At 54.6% G+C, this 2,061-nt stretch carries 2 protein-coding genes; one reads left to right on the plus strand and one right to left on the minus strand.

All coding sequences use genetic code 11. The annotated features are described in order from the left end of the window. The first annotated feature begins 190 nt into the window (after positions 1–190). Positions 191–616, plus strand: a complete 426-nt coding sequence (locus tag WCA53_RS33905) for a hypothetical protein (protein ID WP_423922477.1) — start codon at positions 191–193, stop codon at positions 614–616. Positions 617–639: 23 nt separating this feature from the next. Here the strand turns inward: WCA53_RS33905 and WCA53_RS33910 are convergent. Beyond that, positions 640–2,061, minus strand: a 1,422-nt coding sequence (locus tag WCA53_RS33910) for a hypothetical protein (RefSeq protein ID WP_423922480.1), incomplete at its 5' end; no start/stop codon positions are given.

The raw sequence follows: 2,061 nt of genomic DNA on the forward strand, positions 1-2,061 counted from the left end.
CGTTGTGCTCGCCACCCTGATCGAGAACCGGCGAGTATTAAAATCCCTTCTGCCGAAGCTGGCGCAATCTGACCCCAAATCCGCTTTCGATGTGGTGACACAGCTTCAAGCCATCAATCGGGTTATCTGCGACGAAGTGAACATTTATCCCGGCGCAGTAAAGCGATGACCGTGGCACAGGAGAACAGCAATGGGCATAAGCATTGAAGAACTGCAACGCGCCGGACTCGTCGAAACGAGCAACGGCGTCGTGGAGAAAAAGATTTATGGAAAGCCAACTCACATTCGATCCGCCAAAGCCGTCGCCGGGAAAGCTGATGTTCAGCCTGACAGTTCCGGGGCGTCTCCCCAGTTGGAATGCGATACTGGGGATGGAGCATTGGCAGCGTTACATGTTCAAAAAAGAACTGGCCGACATTTTCTTGTGTGCATTGAAGCTGTCCGAACGCGACTGCTCGACGACGACAACGCCTGCGAAAAATATCATGTCGATTTACTCCGCTACGCTGGTGTCATACCTGATGACTGTCCGGGCACGACGCGAATCCAAGTCACGCAACAAAAAGCTCAAGCTGGCGAGCGCGAAGAAGTCAGAATTACAGTTTACGAAACCTAAACAAGTGCCGTTTTAATTATGAGCTATGGTTGCCGCATCACAAAATCCTCAAACGCCTGATACTCCGAATCTCTCTGCTGTAGAGCCGCAAAGTAGTCCTTCAACTGACGGTCGTCCAGCGAGCGAATAAACGCGCTCTCGCCAGCTTTGCTGCCGGTAAAAGGCCGGTTCTTCGCCAGCTTCATCGCCTTGAATATCTGCCGGTCGGTATGCGACTTCTGCAAGGCGTTGTACACCCGTTTAGCTTCTGCCTCGTCGCCAGTCCGCAATGCGCTTCGGAGTTTGGAGTAACTCGGTTCATCGGTCGGCACTTGTTGCCAGCCAGTATCCTTCTTAAAACCGTTCGCTCGCGAAAACTTGTCGGCCACCTGCGACACTTCCTGAGCCGCGTTCAGCTTCGGTTCGACTTTGAAACCGAGCGATGAAATGCCCTGCCGGATCAACTGCTGGTTCGGCACTGGCGGCACAACGCCCGGAGCAATCGCGTGACCGGCAAACTGCCCGATCTTACCGAACGTCAACGGGAGAGGCGCAAGTTGCTTGGCCGATTCGTTCAACTGCGATGCGCTGCTCGTGAACCGTTGACCGCTGGAAGTTGCGCCAACCAGCGCGATGATGACGGCTCGCGTCAGCGGGCTTTCCTTGTTGCCTGCGACTTGATCAATCGCCTGAAGCGTGGTCTTGTCGCTTAGCGCGTAACGCCAGGTGTCGTGGGAGATTTCGTTGAACATCGAGAACGGGCTGAACCAAAATCCTTCGTTGTTCTTTCCGATGCCGGGAATGAAGGCGTCGAACTTGTGACCGTCCTCCTCGTTCTTCCACGTCGGTTGCTGGCGGGTGATGAGATTGATCGCCTGAGTCAATCCGAACATGAACGTCAATCCCCTGCCAATGCCCCTGCCGGTTGTTCCGAGCGCGGACAAACCCTGCCGCTTACCAGCGAGTTTCGACGCTCCGCTCAGACGGCTATAGGCAACACCTTCCTTTTTGATGAGTCCCTCCACCCAATCGGGAGCGAGAATGAACATGCGTTGCAGGTCTTTCATCGTGGCGCTCTTGACCCAACCTTGCTTGCCGATGTTTCCGAAATAATTATTCACGTCACGGCTGATGTCTTTGACCAGCGCGTCAGGGTTCGCATTGGGATTGGCTGCGTGCTGACGCTCAAACTCGCGCACGTTCGACTCAGTCATCAAACCACGAGTGAGCTTGTCGAACAGGAAACGGTTGTATGCGCCGAATGACGGATCGAGAACGCGATGCAGGCCGCGTCTCACCGGCCCTGCCGCTGGTGTCAAATCGGTTATCAAATCCTTGTAGAGCGCGTCTTGAATCTTGCCGAGATTCGCGCCCGCCTTGATGAACTTAACCACAAGTTGTTGACGGGTGATTCGGGCATTGCCGTATTTGATTTTCTCCCTCGCCCAATCCGCGTCATCCTGACC

It is taken from the genome of Caballeronia sp., from assembly GCF_049581465.1.
Lineage (GTDB): Bacteria > Pseudomonadota > Gammaproteobacteria > Burkholderiales > Burkholderiaceae > Caballeronia.